Annotated in this window: 14 protein-coding genes; 1 reads left to right on the plus strand and 13 read right to left on the minus strand. The window is 70.6% G+C overall.

Going from position 1 to position 18,331, the window contains the following annotated elements; genetic code table 11:
• Positions 1-99 precede the first annotated feature (99 nt).
• The 5 genes from ABD259_RS18040 to mnmA form a co-directional block, all read right to left on the minus strand.
• The gene (locus ABD259_RS18040) at positions 100-2,160 is read right to left on the minus strand and encodes a putative bifunctional diguanylate cyclase/phosphodiesterase (protein ID WP_344106486.1); all 2,061 of its coding nucleotides are present in this window, start codon (positions 2,158-2,160) and stop codon (positions 100-102) included.
• A 357-nt stretch (positions 2,161-2,517) separates the two neighbouring features.
• Positions 2,518-4,698 (minus strand): NAD-dependent DNA ligase LigA, encoded by a 2,181-nt coding sequence (gene ligA / locus ABD259_RS18045; RefSeq protein ID WP_344164078.1) that lies wholly within the window; start codon positions 4,696-4,698, stop codon positions 2,518-2,520.
• A 24-nt stretch (positions 4,699-4,722) separates the two neighbouring features.
• The gene (locus ABD259_RS18050) at positions 4,723-5,751 is read right to left on the minus strand and encodes a methionine synthase (RefSeq protein ID WP_344164081.1); all 1,029 of its coding nucleotides are present in this window, start codon (positions 5,749-5,751) and stop codon (positions 4,723-4,725) included.
• 32 nt (positions 5,752-5,783) lie between these two features.
• A complete protein-coding gene (locus tag ABD259_RS18055) occupies positions 5,784-6,314 on the minus strand; it encodes a DedA family protein (protein ID WP_344106478.1) in 531 nt (176 codons plus the stop codon).
• A 231-nt stretch (positions 6,315-6,545) separates the two neighbouring features.
• Positions 6,546-7,631, minus strand: a complete 1,086-nt coding sequence (mnmA, locus tag ABD259_RS18060) for a tRNA 2-thiouridine(34) synthase MnmA (protein ID WP_344106476.1) — start codon at positions 7,629-7,631, stop codon at positions 6,546-6,548.
• A gap of 283 nt (positions 7,632-7,914) precedes the next feature.
• Between mnmA and ABD259_RS18065 the strand changes: the two genes are divergently transcribed.
• Positions 7,915-9,093: a DUF695 domain-containing protein gene (locus ABD259_RS18065; protein WP_344106475.1), complete on the plus strand. Its 1,179-nt coding sequence runs from the start codon at positions 7,915-7,917 to the stop codon at positions 9,091-9,093.
• 77 nt (positions 9,094-9,170) lie between these two features.
• Here the strand turns inward: ABD259_RS18065 and ABD259_RS18070 are convergent, their stop codons facing one another.
• The 8 genes from ABD259_RS18070 to ABD259_RS18105 all read right to left on the minus strand — a co-directional run bounded on the left by ABD259_RS18070 (position 9,171) and on the right by ABD259_RS18105 (position 18,180).
• Entirely contained in the window at positions 9,171-10,340 is a 1,170-nt protein-coding gene (locus ABD259_RS18070; RefSeq protein WP_344106472.1) for a cysteine desulfurase family protein, read from the minus strand.
• A 195-nt stretch (positions 10,341-10,535) separates the two neighbouring features.
• Positions 10,536-11,480, minus strand: a complete 945-nt coding sequence (locus ABD259_RS18075; protein ID WP_344106470.1) for an electron transfer flavoprotein subunit alpha/FixB family protein — start codon at positions 11,478-11,480, stop codon at positions 10,536-10,538.
• A 31-nt stretch (positions 11,481-11,511) separates the two neighbouring features.
• On the minus strand, positions 11,512-12,291 hold the full coding sequence (locus ABD259_RS18080) for an electron transfer flavoprotein subunit beta/FixA family protein (protein WP_344106468.1): 780 nt from the start codon (positions 12,289-12,291) through the stop codon (positions 11,512-11,514).
• Positions 12,292-12,533: 242 nt separating this feature from the next.
• Complete coding sequence (locus ABD259_RS18085) at positions 12,534-14,606, minus strand: serine/threonine-protein kinase (protein WP_344106466.1); 2,073 nt, start codon at positions 14,604-14,606, stop codon at positions 12,534-12,536.
• 480 nt (positions 14,607-15,086) lie between these two features.
• Complete coding sequence (locus tag ABD259_RS18090; protein ID WP_344164084.1) at positions 15,087-15,875, minus strand: enoyl-CoA hydratase/isomerase family protein; 789 nt, start codon at positions 15,873-15,875, stop codon at positions 15,087-15,089.
• Between the two features lie 128 nt (positions 15,876-16,003).
• The gene (locus ABD259_RS18095) at positions 16,004-16,510 is read right to left on the minus strand and encodes an FBP domain-containing protein (protein ID WP_344164087.1); all 507 of its coding nucleotides are present in this window, start codon (positions 16,508-16,510) and stop codon (positions 16,004-16,006) included.
• 81 nt (positions 16,511-16,591) lie between these two features.
• A complete protein-coding gene (locus ABD259_RS18100) occupies positions 16,592-17,719 on the minus strand; it encodes a hypothetical protein (protein WP_344164091.1) in 1,128 nt (375 codons plus the stop codon).
• The gene (locus tag ABD259_RS18105; RefSeq protein ID WP_344106457.1) at positions 17,716-18,180 is read right to left on the minus strand and encodes a hypothetical protein; all 465 of its coding nucleotides are present in this window, start codon (positions 18,178-18,180) and stop codon (positions 17,716-17,718) included. The genes ABD259_RS18100 and ABD259_RS18105 overlap by 4 nt, the downstream gene beginning before the upstream one ends.
• Positions 18,181-18,331 lie beyond the last annotated feature (151 nt).

Below are 18,331 nucleotides of genomic sequence, written 5' to 3' on the forward strand. Positions count from 1 at the left end.
CTATGACCGTCGCGGAGGGGCGGGCGTCGGAGCGGGCCGGGATACCGCGTGACGCCCGGAACTCCCCCCGGCGTCACCGCTCAATCCAGGCCGCTCGATCTAGGCCGAGCGGGTGGGCTCTTCGGCGGGGCGGTCCCGGCCACTGTCGCGCAGCAGCCACTCGGTGGCCTCCCCGGCCTCCATGGGTGGGGCGAAGTACCGGCCCTGGGCGGCATAGCATCCCATGGCCGCGGCGGCCTTGGCGATGGCCTCGCTCTCCACACCTTCGGCCACCGCGCGCATGCCCAGCGAGCCGACGAGGTCGACGGCGGAGCTCACGATGACGTGGCCGTCGGGGTCGTCGACGATCCGGCGGATGAAGGACTCGTCGATCTTGATCTCCTCCACCGGTAGACCGTTGAGGCGGGCCAGGGTGAAGTAGCCGGTGCCGAAGTCGTCCAGGGAGAGGGACACGCCCAGGTCGGCCAGCGCCAGGATGGTCGGGGTGACCGCCTCCGCCTCGGCCACCATGACCCGCTCGCTGATCTCCAGGCGCAGCGCTTCGGGCCGCACACCGTGGCGGCGCAGCCCGGCGGCGACGATGTCGGGCAGGGTGGGGTCGAGCAGTTCGCGGGCGGAGAGGTTGACGGCCACCGGCAGCCGGACGCCTTCAGCCTGCCAGCGGGCCACCTGCGGCAGGGTCTTCTCCAGTACCTCGTGGGTGAAGCTGCGCATGAGGTAGGACTGCTCCACCAGCGGAACGAACTCCTCGGGCGGGAGCACGCCCCGCTGGGGGTGGCGCCAGCGAACGAGTGCCTCCAGGCCCACCGCCCGGTGCTCCCCGCCCAGGGTCACCTTGGGCTGGTAGAACATCTCCAGCTCGTCCTCGACCAGGGCGCGGCGCAGCTCGCCGAACAGGCTGAGCCGGGCGGTGGAGTTGCGGTCCTTATAGGGGGCGTAGAGCTCGACGCCGGTGCGGTGCTCCTTGGCGACGTACATCGCGACGTCGGCCCGCTGCATGATCAGCTCGAAGTCGGGGGCATGGTTGGGGTAGAGGGCGATGCCGACGCTGGCCTCCAGGTCGAACTCGACGCCGTCGAGGCGCATCGGCTCGGCCAGCGACACCCGGAGCCGCGCCGCCACCTCGCGGGCCGACGCGGCGTCGCGCACCTGCGGGAGCAGGACCGCGAACTCGTCGCCGCCCAGGCGGGCCACCAGGTCGCCGGGGCGCACACTGTGCGTGAGCCGCCGCGCGACGGTCTGGAGCAGGCGGTCGCCGGTGGGGTGGCCCAGGGTGTCGTTGACCTCCTTGAACCGGTCCAGGTCGAGGAGGAGCAGACCGACGCGGTGATCGCGCTGCTGGGCCTCGCTCAGCGCCTCCTGGGTGCGCAGGATCAGCAGCTTGCGGTTGGCCAGGCCGGTCAGTTCGTCGTGGTTGGCCTGGTGCTCGCGCTTCACCGACAGGGTGGCGCTGGTGTAGAGGGCGACCAGCGGCAGGGAGAAGAGCGGGACCAGCCAGATCTCGTGGGTCATGGCCACGACCACGAGCGGCGCGAGGCTGAGCAGAACGCCGTTGACGAACAGGCGCTGCCCCAGGTCGCGGGTGAGGGTGCCGTGCAGAGGAGCGCGCTCGTGCATCGCCACCGCACACTCCACCAGCACGAGGTTGGTGACGAAGTAGCAGACCCCGGCGAGGGCCACCACGAGGAGTTCGGCGCCGTCCGGAACCCAGGGGATCCGCTGCGCGTGGGGGACGATCATCCGGATAACGGCGTCGGCCACGCCGAAGCTGAGGACGTACTGGGCCACGTTGAACGCGGTGCGGTGCGGGGCGTGGCCGCGGGCGATGCCCGCGATCACCGACGCGATGGCCTGCACCAGTCCGGCCACGGCCAGGCCGTAGAAGATGAGCAGCGCGAACGAGAAGGGCAGGGAGGTCGGCGCCCCATTGTCGGCCGGGGTACGCGGCGTGGCGATGGGGCGCAGCTCGCCCAGGACCACCATGCACAGCATCACCCAGATGAGCGGCTGCCCCGCGAGCAGCTGCAACCGGTCCAGGCCGAGCCAGTACAGCGACAGGCCGAGGAGAGCACAACCGGACACCGTGGTGCCGGCGAGGTAGAGCCACAGCGGCGTCCCGACCCGGGGGCCGACATCCCGGGTGTTGTTGGGATCCAACATAGACATCCTCGGGGTGCTTCATGGAGTGCCGCGCCGAGTCGGCGGATCCATCGCGGCGCGGGTACTCCTCACGAAATCTGTCTCAACCGTTCCGGTCACCCCCATGACCGTTACAGCCATCGTTTGCAATCTGCGGGTAAACCCGGTCACCGCCTCACCCTACGATGATCTGTAACCAGGTGTCGCCACATGAGGACTTTCAGTAAGGCGGGCCGGGCCTGGCGAAATTACCCGATTCACTCCACAATACTGCGACAGGTAGCCTAGTGGTCGCCCATAGTAGAGGGCCAGTGGCATAATCCGGCCGCGCGCCGCCGCCCGGGGGCTTCGACGCAGGTCAGCGCGCAGGCATAGGGGTCATTCCGTGGGCAGCCGGCGTTCCATGGCCGCTTCCGGCCCCTTTTCCAGAAGGACGGTGAATCCGTCTTCGTCCAGGATCGGGACGCCCAGTTTCACGGCCTTGTCGTACTTGCTTCCGGGGCTGTCGCCGACCACCACGAACCCGGTCTTCTTCGAGACCGACGACGTGGCCTTGCCCCCCTGTTCGGCCACGGCCTCCTTGGCGCCGTCGCGGGTGAAGCCCTCCAGCGAGCCGGTGACGACGACCGTGACGCCGTCCAGCGGGCGCGGCCCGGTGCCCGCGCCCTCCTCCTCCATTCTGACCCCGGCAGCGCGCCATTTCCGGACGATTTCACGGTGCCAGTCGACCGTGAACCACTCCACGATGGACTGCGCAATGGTGGGGCCGATGCCGTCGACCGACGCCAGCTCCTCCTCGGAGGCATCGGCGATCGCGTCCATGGACCGGAAGTGCCGGGCCAGGTCCTCGGCGGCGCGCGGACCGACGTGCCGGATCGACAGCGCCACCAGCACCCGCCACAGGGGGCGGCTCTTGGCCTGCTCCAGCTGCTCGAACAGCTTCTCGACCGTCTTCTTCGGCTCCCCCTTCTGGTTGGCGAAGAAGGTCACCACCTTGGGTTCGCCGGTTTTGGGGTCGAGCTTGGGCTCCGTGGTGTCGGGGTCCAGGACCAGGGTGCGGATCGGCAGCAGCTGCTCCACGGTCAGGTCGAACAGATCGCCCTCGTCCTTGAGCGGCGGTTCCTCCGGCTCCAGCGGCTGGGTGAGAGCGGTGGCGGCGACGTAGCCCAGCGCCTCGATGTCCAGGGCCTTGCGGCTGGCGATGTAGAACACGCGCTCGCGCAGCTGCCCCGGGCAGGCGCGCGCGTTGGGGCAGCGCAGGTCGACGTCGCCCTCCTTCTGCTGGCCCAGCGGCGAGCCGCACTCCGGGCAGGTCTCCGGCATCACGAAGGCGCGCTCGGTGCCGTCGCGCAGGTCGACGACCGGGCCGAGGATCTCCGGGATGACGTCCCCGGCCTTGCGCAGCATGACGGTGTCGCCGATGAGTACGCCCTTGCGCTCGACCTCCTGGGCGTTGTGCAGCGTCGCGAACTCCACCTCGGACCCGGCGACGGTGACCGGCTCCATGACGCCGTACGGCGTGACGCGCCCAGTGCGGCCCACGCCGACCTTGATATCGATCAGCTTGGTGGTGACCTCTTCGGGCGGGTACTTGTAGGCGATGGCCCAGCGCGGGGCGCGGCTCGTGGAACCCAGGCGGCGCTGCAGGGCGACATCGTCCACCTTGACCACGATGCCGTCGATCTCGTACTCGGGGTCATGGCGGTGCTCGCCGTAGTAGTCGACGTACGCGCGCACCTCCGCGGTGGTGGTGACCACGCGGTACCGGTCGCTGACCGGCAGGCCCCAGTCGCGCAGCAGGTCATAGGCCTGCGACTGGCGGGTGATCTCCACGCCCCGGTGCTCTCCCACGCCGTGCACCAGCATGCTCAGCGGGCGGGTGGCGGTGACGCGGGGGTCCTTCTGCCGCAGCGAACCGGCGGCGGCGTTGCGCGGGTTGGCGAACGGCGGCTTTCCCTCGGCCGTCAGCCGGGCGTTGAGCTCCTTGAAGTCCTCCTCCGGGAGGAAGACCTCGCCGCGCACCTCCAGCAGCTCGGGGGCGGGGCGGACGCTTTCGTCGAGCCGGTCGGGGACGACGCCGATGGTGCGTACGTTGAGCGTGATGTCCTCGCCGACGCGGCCGTCGCCGCGGGTGGCGGCGGTGACCAGCCGGCCGTTCTCATAGACCAGGTCCACGGCCAGGCCGTCGATCTTGAGCTCGCACAGGTAGGCGTCGACGGGGACCTCGCCGCCGGCGCGCTGCGTCCAGGCCAGGAGTTCCTCGGCGCTGAAGGCGTTGTCGAGGCTCTCCATGCGCCGCAGGTGCTCGACCGCCGCGAAGTCGACGCTGATCGGCGCGCCGACCTTCTGCGTGGGCGAGTCCTGGGTGATCAGCTCGGGGTGGGCGTCCTCGATGGCGCGCAGCTCGGCCATGAGTTCGTCGTACTCGGCGTCCGAGATGATCGGGTTCTGCATGTAGTACCGGTAGCTGTGGTCGTCGATCTCCTGGCACAGCTCGGCGTGGCGCTCGCGCACCTCCGCGGGGATACCGTCAGCGGCCGCCGGATTTTCCGCGCTCACCCGGGTACGTCCTTTCCTTGCCGTCTATCGCCGTGGTTCGTCGCGCAGCACGCGGGCGGCCGTCCGGCACGCCGTGAGCGCCGCGCGCGCGTGGGTCGGGGAAGTCCCGGCCAGCCCGCACGTCGGGGTGGTGACCACCGTCGCCGCGAGTCCCTCGGGGGCGAAGCCGACGCGATTCCACAGCTCACGTACAGGATCGACGGTATCGGCAGCGTCCGACAAAACCGAGTCCGTACTCGCCACGACACCCAGAAAAAGCCCAGCTCCCGCCTCTACGGCCACGCCGATGTGCTCGTCGTGGGCGCGCGTCAGCAGGGTCGCGTCCAGGCTCAGCGCCCGCGCTCCGGAGCGGCGCAGAAGGTCGATCGGAGGGGAAGCGGCGCAGCAGTGGGCGAGGGGGAAGGCCGCGGCGTCGGCGATCGCGCCGAAGAGCCCGCGCAGCCGGTCCTCCACGGTGGCACGGTCGATCGCGGGCAGCCGGCCGTACCCGCTGGCGGTCGGGACGGCGCCGGCCAGCGCGGACGGCAGGGACGGCTCGTCGACCTGGACCAGCAGGTCAGCACCGGGGACCCGGGTACGCACGTCGGAGATGTGCGCGCGGACCCCTTCGATCAGCGACTCCGTGAGGTCGGCGACGGCACCGTGATCGGCGAGCAGCTTCTCCCCGGAGCGCAGCTCGATCCCGGCGGCGAGCGTCCACGGGCCGGCGACCTGGATCTTGAGCGGGCCGCGGTAGGCGTTGGCGTGCTCTTCCAGGGCGTCGACGTCGTAGCGGAGGAAGTCGGTGGCGCGGGTGAGATCGCGGCCGGGGCGCTGCACTACCCGCCATGCGGTGGGCTGCACCTCGACGGGGAGGTCGACCAGGAGGCCGGCGGTGCGGCCGATCATGTCGGCCCCGGCGCCGCGCGCGGGGAGCTCGGGGAGGTGGGGCAGGTCGGGCAGCTCGCCCAGAATCGTGCGGACGGCTTCGTCGGGGTCATCGCCGGGGTAGGAGCCGACGCCGGTGGAACTCGCCTCGGGCCAGGGAAATCTCGCTTGCGTCACGACGCCCAAGGTTAGAGCACTGCGGGTGGGGTTCCCACCGGTCAGGACACGGAGCGCTCGGTGGGCTCGGCGGGGCCGTCAGGGCCGGCGGACGCGGCCGCCGCCGCGGCCCTGCGGCGACGCCGCACCCGGCCCAGGGCGACGACCAGCGCGATCAGCACGGCGGCGGCGCCCACGGCGAGGAGCGGGGAGCGGATGAAGAGGTTCCACCACACCGCGATGACGGCGATACCGCCCAGGCTGTAGACACCGGCCCAGGCCATGCAGCCGACGAGCATCGCGACGAGGTAGCGCGGGAAGCTCATCCGCATGGCGCCGGCGGTGAAGTTGACGGCGGTCTGGATGCCGACGGTCAGGAACGACAGGGTGACGGCGGGGGGACCGTAGCGGTCGATGAGGTCGTGCGCGCGGGTGAGCTTGGTGCCCAAGCGCTCGGCCATGCCGGTGCGGTGCAGCCCGGCCCACACGCCGCGCCCCAGCCAGTAGGTGGCCTGGGCGCGGACGAGCACGATGGCGAAGAGCGTGAAGTACACGACCCAGAAGGGCTGGCCTTCCAGGAACCCGTACGGCATGCCGCCTCCTCCACACCCGTGCGACCGACAACAACGATAAGGCTAACCTAACCCCAATGAAAGGACACTGTCGGCCGTGTCACCCCGACTCCTCCCCCGACGGCTGGGCATCCACCCCCAAGCGACGTTGGTCTCGGAGATATCGACCACATCTCGGCGGATATTCGGTCGATTATTCGGTCAATATCTCCGAGACCAGCGACAGATCCAGGAGGTCGAACATCCCGGGAGTCAGCCCGCCGGGGCCGTCTCCTCGCGGCGGGCGGTCGCCGTGATGGTCGCCGACCCCAGCACGGTGTCGCCGTCATACAGGACGGCCGCCTGCCCGGCCGCCACGCCGGTCGCGGGCTCGTCCAGGTGGATCACCAGTTCGCCGTCGCGCTGCCAGGCCGTGCAGCCATACACCTCGCCGTGCGCGCGCAGCTGCACGGTACAGGCGGTCGGCTCGGTGATCGGGTCGCAGCCGCTCCACACCGGGCGCTGCCCGACGATCTCGTCCACGCGCAGCGACGAGCGCGGCCCCACCGTGACCGTGTTGTTCACCGGCTCGATGGACAGCACATAGCGGCGGTCGGGCGCCCCACCCAGGTTCAGGCCCTTGCGCTGGCCGACCGTGAAGGTGTGCGCCCCGTTGTGCGTCCCCAGGACCTCGCCGGACTCGTCCTTGATCGGGCCGGGCTCCCCGCCCAGCCGGTTGTTCAGAAACCCCGCGGTGTCGCCGTCGGCGATGAAGCAGATGTCGTGGCTGTCCGGCTTGTCGGCCACGGACAGGCCGCGCCGGTCCGCCTCGGCCCGCACCTCGTCCTTGGTGCAGTCGCCCAGCGGGAACATGGCGTGCGCCACCTGCTCGCGCGTGAGCACACCGAGCACGTAGGACTGGTCCTTGTCGGCGTCGACGCTGCGCACAAGGCGGCCGTCGACCTTGCGGACGTGGTGGCCGGTGGCCACGGCGTCGAACCCGAGCGCGATGGCGCGGTCCAGCACCGCTTCGAACTTGATCTTCTCGTTGCAGCGCAGGCACGGGTTGGGGGTGCGCCCCGCCGAGTATTCGGCGACAAAGTCCTGGACGACCTCGCGGTCGAACTCCTCGGCCATGTCCCACACGTAGAAGGGGATGCCGATGACGTCCGCGGCGCGCCGGGCGTCGCGGGAGTCCTCGACGGTGCAGCAGCCCCGCGCGCCCGTGCGGTAGGACTGCGGATTCTTGGAAAGGGCCAGGTGCACACCGGTGACGTCGTGCCCGGCCTCGGCCGCGCGGGCGGCCGCGACCGCGGAGTCGACGCCGCCCGACATGGCGGCGAGTACGCGCAAAGTCATAACGCCTTCCAGACTAATGCCACCGCGGCCACCGAGGACGACGTCCGACACCGCTTTTCCCACGCGGCGGCGCACCGCTGTGACCGGCGCAGGGGCTGTGGTGCCGCTCCCCCGTGCCCGGTGGGACGCCGACCGGTCGTCGCCCACATCACACGGCAGCGTTCGCCACCGTCTTCTCTCCTCGACCAATCTCCTCGACCAACGTGCCCGATTTGAGCAAAGACCGGACGGCGAACGTCCGCTGGTGCCGCAGCAGCCGCTCAGCTCTGCGAAAATCGTGGCCATGGCTCTGTTCCGTCGCCGCAATGCCGCAGCATCCGACTCCGCCGTCGCCGTTGACGAGTTCTGGTCCCAGTGGGCCGACGTCCGTGACGAGCTGGCGGCCTCGATCGATGCCGGGTCGGCGGTTTCCGCCGAGGTCGCACAACGTCTGACCGACCGCGTCACGCGCATCCATCCCGCGTTGGCGTGGCAGGTGTCCCCCGCTCCCAGCTCCGACCCGGGCGGCCTGGGCGGCTTGGGGGACCTCGGGCTGCCCGCCGACGCGGCCCCCGAGGAACTGCTGGCGCGGCTGACGGAAGCGGACGAGGCGGCCGCGGAGGGCGCGCCCTCCTACGCGCTGACGCTGGTGGCGGGCGCCGACGACGAGGCACGGGTGCTGGCCGAGCGGTGGATGCGCGCCGCCCCCGAGGACCCCGACTGGCACTTCTTCCCGGCCATCCCCGCCGACCACGCCAAGCTCGGCGAGACCTACACGGCCGACGACCACGAGCTCGACCTCTCCCACTGCAGCGTCTCGCTCCGGGTGGACCAGCAGCGGAGCATGATGGAGGCCGGGGTCTACCACCCGGACAACATGTTCCTCCCCGAGGAGGCGCAGCAGGCGGTGGCCGAGCACGTGGTACTGCTCGCGCTCGGCGAGGACGACTACGTGCGCTGGATCTCCCAGGTCACGCCGCTGTCGGAGAAGCCCCTGGACCCGCTTCCGCCGACGTCGATGCCATCGGTCGTGCGGCAGCTGGCCGGGGCGTTCGGCAGCGGCGGATGGGTCACCGTGCAGGGGCGCATCCCGCTGCGCGGCATCATCGAGATCGCGGTTAGGCACCCGCTGCACCGCCGCGACTTCCCGGCGATGAGCCTGTCGGTGACCGTCGCCCTGCCGTACGCCAACAGCGACGCCGACAAGCTGCCCGCCGAACCGTCGGCCTCCGCCCTGGAGGCGTTCACGGCGCGCCTGGACGACCTGCTCGGGGACAACGGAGCGCTGCTCGCCCGGCAGACCGTGGGCGGCCAGCGGCTGCTCCACTACTACGTGGACCCGGAATCGGGCGTCCTGCCGGAGCTGGAGGCCACCGTCCGGGAGTGGTCGGAAGGGCGCGCCCTGGTGCGCAGCCGCCTGGACCCGACCTGGGACAGCGTCAATCAGCTGCTGAAGCCGATCAAGCGCCAGCTGGGCCAGTAACGCCCGCCTTTCCCCACGCGCTGACCACGACGCTCTGCAGCCAGCGTGCTTCCGAAGGTCTCGGGGACGCGCGGCTGTCAGCGGCGCTTGCTCCGGGCGGCCCGGGCCCGCTCCACGGCGGGGCCGATGGCCGCGCCGAGCGCGGTGATGTCGTCGGTCGATGAGCCGTGCCCCAGCGAGAAGCGCAGGGAGCTGAGCGCGGTCTCCGCGTCGGCGCCCATGGCCAGCACCACGTGGCTGGGCTGGGCCACACCGGCGGAGCACGCCGAACCGGTCGAGCACGCGATGCCGTGCGCGTCGAGCAGCATGAGGAGCGCGTCGCCCTCGCAGCCGGGGAACGAGATGTGGGCGTTTCCGGCCAGCCGCTCGACGGGGTGGCCGTTGACGACGATGTCGGGGACGGCCTTGCGGACCGTGGCGATGAGCTCGTCGCGCAGCGCGACAAGATGTGCGGCGTGGTCCACGCGCTCTTCGACCGCCAGTCGCGTGGCCGTGGCGAACCCGCGCAGCAGCGGCGTCATCAGGGTGCCCGAGCGGACCTCGCGTTCCTGACCGCCGCCGTGCAGCACGGGGACGGGGTCGACCCCGCGGGCCAGGACCAGCGCACCGGCGCCCACCGGGCCGCCGATCTTGTGGCCGGTCAGGGTGAGCGCCGATACCCCGGAGGCGGCGAAGTCGACCGGCTCGGAGCCAACGGCCTGAACAGCGTCGGTGTGGAACGGGATGGCGTACTCGCGCGCGATCGCGGCGAGTTCGTGGATCGGCTGCACGGTGCCGACCTCGTTGTTGGCCCACATCACCGAGACCAGCGCGACGTCGCCGGGGTCGCGTTCGATCGCCTCGCGCAGCGTCTCGGGACGGACCCGGCCGAACCCGTCGACCGGCAGCTCCTCGTACACCGCGCCCTGGTGGTCGGCCATCCACCGCGCCGGGTCCAGCACAGCGTGGTGCTCCACCGCGCTGACGAGGATCCTGCGCCGCGCGGCGTCGGCCTGGTTGCGGGCCCAGTACAGCCCCTTGACGGCGAGGTTGTCGGCCTCGGTCCCGCCCGCGGTGAACACCACCTCGTTGGGCGCGGCCCCGGTCGCGTCGGCGATGACCTCCCGTGCCTCCTCCACCGCCCGGCGGGCCCGGCGTCCCGCGCCATGCAGTGACGACGCGTTCCCGAGGTGGCCGAACTCCTCCGTCATGTCCGCGATGACCTCGGGACGGACGGATGTCGTGGCTGCGTGATCCAGATACACCATGGCCTTCTCAGGATACGGCGGTGAATTGCGACGAATCGCCCCGGCCGGTCCGGAGTGGCCAGAGGTGGCCGGGCCCACCTTCCGTACCCGAGGCGACCGCCCGCCGGGAGAAGGCCAGCAAAAGCGGTGGCCCCGGGCGCGCTGCCCGGGGCCACCGCCGTCGCTGCCGCGGCGTGGCGCTGCGCGCTCGTCGCGCTACTTGCGCTTGTTGATCTCCTCGGTCAGCTGCGGCGCGACCTTGTGCAGGTCGCCCACGACGCCGAAGTCGGCGAGCTCGAAGATCGGTGCCTCGGGGTCCTTGTTGACCGCGACGATGTTCTTCGAGGTCTGCATACCGGCGCGGTGCTGGATGGCACCGGAGATGCCCAGCGCGATGTACAGGTTCGGGCTGACCGTCTTACCGGTCTGGCCGACCTGGAACTGGTTGGGGTACCAGCCGGAGTCGACGGCGGCGCGGGAAGCGCCGACGGCGGCACCGAGCGAGTCCGCCAGCTGCTCGACGACCGAGAAGTCGTCCGAGCCGACACCGCGGCCGCCGGAGACCACGATCGCGGCCTCGGTGAGCTCCGGACGCGCGCCGCGCTCCTGCTCGACGCGCTCCACGACCTTCGCGCCCTTGGCCGCGTCGGAGATCTCTACGGTGACCTGCTCCTGAGCGGCGGCGCCCTGGGCCGCCTCCGCCGGCACGGAGTTCGGACGCACCGCGATGACCGGCACACCGGACCTCACCTTGGCGTGGGTGATGGTGGCGCCACCGAAGATGCTGTGCTCGGCGACCAGCTCGGCGTTGACGTCGACGACGTCGGTGAGCACGCCGGAGCCCAGCTTGACGGCGGTCCGGCCGGCGACCTCCTTGTTCTCGGCGGTGGCCGAGACGAGGATGGCGGCGGCGGACTTCTCACCGGCCAGCTTGGCCAGCAGCTCCGCCTTCGGGGCGACGACGTAGTCGTTCAGTTCGGCCGACGCGACGTAGACCTTCTCGGCGCCGAACTCGGCCAGCTTGGCCTTGCCCGACTCGGCACCCTCACCGATCCACACGGCCGCGGGCTCGCCGATGCGGCGGGCCGCGGTGAGCAGCTCGGTGGTGACCTTCTTGACCTCTCCGTCGACGTGGTCGACGAGGACGAGGACCTCAGCCATATCCCTAATCCTTCTTTCGTCTCCGCCGGACCTACACGAACTTCTTCTCGGTGAGGAAGTCGGCGACCTTCACACCGCCGTCACCCTCGTCCTTGACGATGGTGCCCGCGGCACGCGGCGGGGCCGCGGCGAAGTCCAGCGTCTCGGTCCCGGCGTTGGCGAGGCCGACCTTGGCGGGGTCGATCTCGGCGTCGGCGATCGTCAGCTTCTCCACCGGCTTCTTCTTCGCCTGCATGATGAGCTTGAACGACGGGTAGCGCGGCTCGTTGATCTTCTCGACGACGGAGACCACGGCCGGGAGCTGCGCCTCGACGACGTCGTAGCCGTAGTCGGTCTGGCGCTGGACCTTGATGGCGGAGCCGTCGACGTCGACCTTGCCCGCGAGGGTGAGCTGCGGCGCGCCGAGGTACTCGGCCAGGGCCGCGCCCACGACGCCGGTCCGGGCGTCGGTCGACTCCGAGCCCAGGACCACCAGGTCGAAGCCGACCTTGCGAAGCGCCTGGGACAGCGCGTAGGCCGTCTGCAGGGCGTCGGAGCCGTGCAGCTCGTCGTCCACGAGGTGGACGGCCTTGTCGGCGCCCATGGAGAGGGCCTTGCGGATCGAGTCCGTCGCCTGGTCCGGGCCCATCGTCAGGATGGTGACCTCGCCGCCGTGCTTCTCCTTGAGAAGCAGTGCCTCCTCGATCGCGTACTCGTCGAGTTCGTTGATGACACCGTCCGACGCCGCGCGGTCCAGCGTGTTGTCATCCGACGAGAGTTTCCGCTCGGTCGCCGTGTCCGGGACCTGCTTGACCAAAACGACAATATTCATGGCCGGTGGCCGACCTCCCTGCGCTCTTGTGCGCCGCCCGCTCGGGCGGCGCGGACGCCTGCTGCGTCTTTGCTGCGTATGGTCCCTAAGGGTGCCAAATGCTCCGGTGTCATCCGGCAGCGGGGCGACGTTCACGTCACGCCATCCCGCCTGATGACTCAGGTGATACCCCCGATGTTACTGACTAGTAGCCAGAGGGCAAACGCCGACCCCGGCGCGGTTTCAATAAAGGCAAGCCTAACCTAATTACTTGTCGGGGCCGAAGCGAACCAGTCCGCCGGGCCGGCCCCGCCCCAGTAGGCCGCCGCGGTCAGCCCGAAGGAGTAGACCAGCATCGTGAACAGGACGAGAGCGGCGATCACTCCCCAGTACACATAGACGTTGCGGATGTTGATCCTGTCGACGAGCCGCACCGCTTCAACGCGCGCGCCGCGCCCGTTGGGGCCGAGGAAGCTGCCGAGCACCACGATCACGATGGCATAGGAGCTCACGGTGTTGGCGTCGTTCTGCCCGGTGGTGAACGCGATGATCAGCCCGATGACCAGGCCGCCGAGGAGGTACCCCGCGCCGTACAGCAGCGTCGTGCCGAGGTTGCGTATCAGCGCCCACGGCATACTCAGTGCGATCACCACGCTGTCGGAACTGCGCGGGCCCCGGGTCTGGAGCCGACGGGCGTGCTCGGCCTTGACCAGGTTCAGCGCGCCCAGCACCGAGGCGACGAGAACGCCGAGGGCGAGCCCCACCCAGGGCACCAGCAGCCCCAACCCGGCCAGCAGGAGCAGAACCGGGATGAGGATGAGCGACGGCAGCCGACGCGGCTCCGCGTCGTCGTAGTCGTCGTGGTATCCGTCGCCGCGGGTGCCCAGGTAGTCGCTGAGCCGGTCACTGCCAGAGCCCTTGATCCGGTCGAACAGGCCGCGCCGCGGCTCGTCCTCATAGTCGTCACCCTGGAACGTGGCCGTATGGTCGGCACGGCGCGCGGGCCCGTTCTGATCGACGGGCGTGAGGATGTCTCGGAACTCCTCCGGCCGCAGGGTGGAGTCGTAGTACATCGTGTGCGGGCCGGCGCGGTCGTTGTCCGGCTCATCGGGCGGCAGGTAGCCGGTGGCCTGCGGCTCGTCCACCGGAACGGCCCGCGTCGCCTGGTCGAAGGCGCCGCTCCCCGCGACCATCGTGCGGTCGGGCCGACCGGTCTCGTCGGTCGGAGCCATCCCGGTGGCCGTTCCCGCGTCGTCGGACGGCGGCGCCTGCCGCGTCGTCCGCGCGTCGGGATCGGCCGGGGTCCGCGGGGCCGCGGGATCGCCGTCGCCCGGCCCCATGGCGGCGCCGGCCATCGCGCCGGCCGCAGCGCCTGCCGCCGCTCCTCCGGCCGCCGCGCCGGGACCGGACGCCGAGGCGGTGCCGCGCTGCTGATCGGGCATGGGTGCGTGCACGGTGTGGCTCCCGGTAAGCCCGGTGCTCGCGTGCGCCGCGTCCTCGGTCCAGGGCAGGTCGAGGTTGAGCTGCCGGGCCTCGGCGACCAGCTGCGCGGCCGTCGGCCGCGACGCCATGTCGCGGGAGACCGCCCGCATGATCATCGGCCGCAGCGCCTCGGGGACGCCGTCGATGTTGATCTCGCCGTTGAGGATGCGGAAGAAGATGACCTCGAACGAGCCCGCGCCGTAGGGCGCCTCGCCGGTGGCGGCGAAGGCGACGGTGGCGCCCCAGGCGTGCACGTCCGTGGCGGGACCGAGGTCGGTGCCCTCGATGACCTCGGGCGAGAGGTAGCTCGGGGTACCGACGAAGGTGCCGGTCTGGGTCAGCTTGGCGCCGTCGACCGCGTGGGCGATGCCGAAGTCGATGACGATCGGCTCGCCGTTGGAGATGATGACGTTGCCCGGCTTGAGGTCCCGGTGGATGACGTCAGCGGCGTGGATGTCGTCGATCGCCTGGGCGAGTCCGGTCACGAAGCGTGTGAGCGCGCGACCGCGCAGGGGGCCGTGGTTGGTGACCGTGGAGTCGAGCGTGGGGCCGGGGACGTATTCGGTGACGACCCATGGCAGCCGGGCGGAGGTGTCGGCGTCGATCACCTCGGCGACGTTGCGGCTGTGCACCAGGCGCATCGTCGCGACCTCACGGTCCAGCCGGGCGCGCGCGATCTGGTCGCCCGCCACCTCCGGACGGAGCACCTTGATCGCGACCAGCCGATCCGTGCGGGGGTCTTCGGCCTGATACACAACGCCCATTCCGCCCTGCCCGATACGGCGGCGGATCACGTACGGGCCAATACGCTCCGGCAGCTCCTCGCCCTCGGGGAAACCTGCCGTCATTGCCATAGCGATTTCATCCCCTCAATGCCCGCATATCACCACGTCCAGCCTAGCTGGCGGAAACATCCGGGTTTCGTGACGGCCACGCGGCCCCGGGGGGGCGGCCGTCACGTCTCGTGAATCTCCACCCGCATCCACTCGTCCGGTGCCCGCGGGGGCAACCGCCACCGTGGCGCGGGCGCATGGTGTCGACACCACCCGGATCCCCCGATTGCTCGGGGGAAGAAACGACCCCAGCGCCATGCCACGCATGACGCTATTCGGGTGACCCCACGAGTATGACGGAAAAATTTTGTCCCCGGTTCCGGAAAAGCGCCCGCGAATCACGGATTTCGGACACGGAGACGACCGCGGCCCCTCCCCCGCGGCACGGTGCGGGAAGGCGGGGCTCCGCAGCGGGGCGCGGGGATTCGGACGGGCGGGCGGGCGGCCACGCCCCAGGCTGCTCCCCCTGCCACACGGGAGGCGGAGGGACCGCGGCTCGACCTACCGGCCGGAGAACGTCGCCTTCCCAGGCCCCTGCTCCACGAAGCTGCGCATACCGGTCTTCTGGTCCTCGGTGGCGAACAGGCCGGAAAAGTGGAGCCGCTCGATCTCCAGCCCCGTGTCGAGGTCGGTCTCCAGTCCGTTGTCGATCGCCTGCTTGGCGGCCCGCAGCGCGATCGCCGGACCCTTGGCGTAGCGCGCCGCCATAGCGGCGGCCGTGGAGTACACCTCGGCCGCCGGGGCGATCTCGTCGACCAGGCCGATCCGCTGCGCCTCATCGGCCGCGACCATGCGGCCGGTGTAGATGAGGTCCTTGGCCCTGGCCGGTCCGACCAGCCGGGAAAGACGCTGCGTGCCCCCGGCGCCCGGGATGACGCCGAGGAGGATCTCGGGCTGGCCGAGCTTCGCGTCGTCGGCGGCCACGCGGAAGTCGGCACACAGCGCGAGCTCGCAGCCGCCGCCCAGGGCGTAGCCGGTGATGGCGGCGATGACCGGTTTGGGGATGCGGGCGACAGCGGTGAAGGAATCCTGCAGCGCCCGAGAGTGCGCGGACATGTCGGCGTAGCTCATGTCCGCCATCTCCTTGATGTCGGCCCCGGCGGCGAAGACCTTCTCGCCGCCGTAGATGACGACCGCGCGCACCGCGTCGTCGGCGCCCACCTGCTCTGCCGCGGCACCGATCTCCCGCTGCACCTGCGCGTTGAGCGCGTTCATCTTGGGACGGTCCAAGCGGATCACGGCTACGGCGGGGTTGGCCGGGTCGGCCTCGACACGAACGAACTCGCCCACGGTCGCCTACCTTTCACTAACACATCTCGGCACTGAGGTCTGGCTCACCCTTGCCTACCATGAACGGCTCTCGCGTTCCTCCCAGGGGCCGACCGTGCCGGCCCGCTGTGCCGTCAGGGTCCCCGCTCCTAGGCGGAGACGTCGAGGACCCGGTCCAGGAACTGCTCAAGGTTGCGGACGGTATCGGCGATCTGGTCCTCTACCGGCACGCCCTCCAGGTGCCGCTCCGCCGCGGCGTTCTTCTTCTTTTCCCGGACATAGAGCGAACAGGCGAGGTCACCGCAGATGTAGGCGCCCACGGTATTGCCCTGCCGACCGGCCGCCCCCACCCGGCGCGCGGCGTAGAGCACCACCCCGGTCCCGGCGTGCGCGGTGGAGCACAGCGAGCAGATGTTGCTCTTGGTCAGGCTCCGCCGCACCCCACTGGACGCCCGAAGCGTCACCCCGACCAGTCCGCTCTCCCGCTCGGCGACGATGTAACCGCGGTCCAGCGCCCCCGGGTCGCGCCACCCCAGGAAGTCGAGGTCGTCCCAGGGCATCTCGTTCAGCCCCTTGGGGAGATTGGCCCTCTTGGCCTCGCCCTTGGAGCAGTTCGCGAAGGACGAGCGGATCTCTGCATCGGTTACGGGGTTCATGGAGCCGGACGCTAGCAGCGCACATGATGGGACGTCTCCTGGTTTTCCAGCTCAGCGATCCGCTCCGCAGGACGCCCCCCATCAGCTCACACTGTTCGAGCACGGGCCCGTGCCCACACCCTCGCTGATCTCGAACACGCCGTCGTCGAGCAGCCGCGAGCGGTCGCGGATCTCCCGCTCGTGCTCCGGGGGCCAGAGCGTCCCCTGCCCCCACCGCACGCCGCCGAGGTCGATTCCCCGCAGATCGACCTCCCGCAGATCGGTGGCGAAGAACTCACCGCACTCCCGCCTCACCTCGGCGAAGCACTCCTGCGCGCGCTGGATGTCCGGGCGCGCGTAGTTCTCCCGCACATCGGGGTCGAGCAGGCGCAGGAGCATGGCGCAGCAATGCAGCCGGTAGGCCCTGCGGAACAGCACACCCAGGTCCTCCTCCACCACGGTGCCGGTCGGGGCATCTTCGGCCCCGATCAGGTCCTCGACCCGCGCGCGGACCTCCGTATGGGACTGGACGAGCCGCTGGGCGCGGTCCCGGATGAAGTCGAACTCGGCGAAAACGATGCTGACCCGCGTCGGTTCCACATCGATGACGCGCGTCAGGACACGTTCCAGGGCGTCGCCCAGCTCGCCGACGACCTGCCGCGCAGCCGGGAGAGGCGTGGAGATCCCCGCCTCCCACGCGACATCCGACGCCAGGTCCAGGACGCGCGCGATGTCGCGAACACACAGCGACACGCGGCTGAGCGTATCCCTCAACCCCCTCGACAGGTAGTCCGCCAGTACGGGGTCGCGCACCACGTCGAGGTCGAGCCCTGGGGTCAGCAGGCGCGCACGGGCGTCATCGATCTCGCGCGCGAGATACTGCAGCCAGGAGGACGTGTAGTGGCCGAGGTCGACCTGGCGGGTCGGCGGTCTTCGGAGCTGCGCCCTCAGCCGCATCCTCGCGGGACCATCCGCGTGCCGCACCCCGGTCAGGAGGTCGGCCAGAGCGGTATCGACCAGCCGCGGGAGGCCGGCCGGGGCGACGCGGCTACGCGCGGGGGCCGCCCCGCGCGCGGGCGGCATGCCTGTTCCCAGGACCGCGGCCATGGTCCGCGTCCCCAGGCCCACTACGCCGCGGCCGCCCTCGGACGCCGGGACCAACAGCACCCGGTCGGTCCCTGCGATGGCGGCCAGTGTGCGGTTCCAGAACGAGCATTCCGTCATACTCACTCCCCCTTGCTCCCAGCGTCGCCCTCCGAGGGGTCGGGCGCTGTGTCGGGAGGCGCCGGGTTCCGGGGCGGGGGCAGCACGCCGTAGTCCGACCCCTCGCCACTCTGTACTCCGAACGTCTGCGTGTGCACCACCCGGCCCTTGACCGTGGCCATCTGCTGTAGCACCGCCGGAGCCGCGACACCCGCCATCAGCGCCATGAACGCCGACTCGACCTGCCCCGCCAGGGTCAGCACGAGGCCCACGAACGCGCCGAGCACCACGTGAAACAGACCGGCCAACAGGTCGGGGCCGAGGTCGACTCTGCTCCGGAACCGCGGGCGTTCGGCGGTGTCGCCGTTGCGCTCAAGGTGGTCGCGGCAGGCCGACTGCCACGTGATCACCGCGGTGTACAGGTCGAGCAGGCCTCGAACCGAACCGCCCGCGGCGGCGAGCAGTGTCAGCGTTACCGTCGGCTCCATTGTCCCGTTCGTCTCCGAGGGCGGGAAGGCCCAGACTTCCAGATGTGGAGAGTCGATTCGGGTTTTCCCGGAAGATCCCCTGGCCCGCGCTGTGGTTTCTCACCAGCAGGTAAGGAACTTCTGGCTGTTCGGACCATCGGACGGCTGGGCC

The organism is Nocardiopsis rhodophaea (assembly GCF_039530945.1).
GTDB classification, from domain to species: Bacteria; Actinomycetota; Actinomycetes; order Streptosporangiales; family Streptosporangiaceae; genus Nocardiopsis_C; species Nocardiopsis_C rhodophaea.

Coding starts and splice junctions, on each gene's coding strand:
- ABD259_RS18085 (WP_344106466.1), bottom strand. CDS start 14,606: ATGGCAATGACGGCAGGTTTCCCCGAGGGCGAGGAGCTGCCGGAGCGT.
- mnmA (WP_344106476.1), bottom strand. CDS start 7,631: ATGACTTTGCGCGTACTCGCCGCCATGTCGGGCGGCGTCGACTCCGCG.
- ABD259_RS18095 (WP_344164087.1), bottom strand. CDS start 16,510: ATGAACCCCGTAACCGATGCAGAGATCCGCTCGTCCTTCGCGAACTGC.
- ABD259_RS18075 (WP_344106470.1), bottom strand. CDS start 11,480: ATGGCTGAGGTCCTCGTCCTCGTCGACCACGTCGACGGAGAGGTCAAG.
- ABD259_RS18070 (WP_344106472.1), bottom strand. CDS start 10,340: ATGGTGTATCTGGATCACGCAGCCACGACATCCGTCCGTCCCGAGGTC.
- ABD259_RS18040 (WP_344106486.1), bottom strand. CDS start 2,160: ATGTTGGATCCCAACAACACCCGGGATGTCGGCCCCCGGGTCGGGACG.
- ABD259_RS18105 (WP_344106457.1), bottom strand. CDS start 18,180: ATGGAGCCGACGGTAACGCTGACACTGCTCGCCGCCGCGGGCGGTTCG.
- ABD259_RS18080 (WP_344106468.1), bottom strand. CDS start 12,291: ATGAATATTGTCGTTTTGGTCAAGCAGGTCCCGGACACGGCGACCGAG.
- ABD259_RS18055 (WP_344106478.1), bottom strand. CDS start 6,314: ATGCCGTACGGGTTCCTGGAAGGCCAGCCCTTCTGGGTCGTGTACTTC.
- ABD259_RS18065 (WP_344106475.1), top strand. CDS start 7,915: ATGGCTCTGTTCCGTCGCCGCAATGCCGCAGCATCCGACTCCGCCGTC.